General features: G+C 81.2%; 1 pseudogene. It reads left to right on the forward strand.

Annotated elements, in window-relative coordinates:
- Positions 1-191: 191 nt before the first annotated feature.
- Positions 192-797 (forward strand): annotated as a pseudogene (locus EF918_RS36255) (hypothetical protein); the annotation flags it as partial.

The raw sequence follows: 797 nt of genomic DNA on the forward strand, positions 1-797 counted from the left end.
GGCCCGCGCTGGCAGCGTGCCGAGGGCCTCGGCCGCGGGGGCGGGGCGGCCAGGGCGCGCCGACGCCGCGCGGCGCCGCCCGGGCCCCGGGCCGGCGCGGGGCGCCCACGGCTCCGTCACGGCCCCCACCACGGCCACCGGCGTCGACGGCGCCCGCTCGGCGGCCGGGGGCGACCGGGCCCGTGCGGGGGAACTGGCAGTTGGCTGCTCCGGTCGGGCCCGCCACCGATCTGTGGGCCCTGGGGGCCCTGCTGTACCGGGCCGTGCAGGGGCACGCCCCCTACCCCGAGGACAGCACCGCCGAGCTCGTCGAGATGGTCTGCTCCGAGCCGCCCGCCTTCGCCGAGGAGTGCGGGCCCCTCCGCCCCGTCGTCGAGTCGCTGCTGCGTCAGGACCCGGCCGAGCGTCCCGACTTCGAGGAGCTGCGCGGCTGGCTGCGCAGCCTCGTCCGGTCGGCGCCCGAGCCGGACGGCGGCACGCCCGTGGCCGCGGCAGCCGCGGCGGAGCCCGACCCGGGCCGGCTGCCCGTCGTACGCCGGCGTGCCGAGCTGTCGCACGGCCGCCACCGCGGTGCCCCGGCCCCGCGCAAGCCGCGTACCCCGGCCGCGCTCGGCCGGACCCTGCTGGTCCTCGTCCTCCTCGGTCTCGCCGGGGCCGTGGCCTACGCGATGCTGTTCATGCCCAAGGCCGAGCCGGTGGCCGACGGCGCCCCGATCCGTCCGGGTACCTCCGCCACCGGCCCGGCCACCACCCCGCCGCCGGGGTCGAAGCCCGCGCCCCAGGGCGACGGTTCGCCG

Origin of the sequence: Streptomyces sp. WAC06614, from assembly GCF_003949795.1 — a bacterium.
GTDB lineage: Bacteria > Actinomycetota > Actinomycetes > Streptomycetales > Streptomycetaceae > Streptomyces.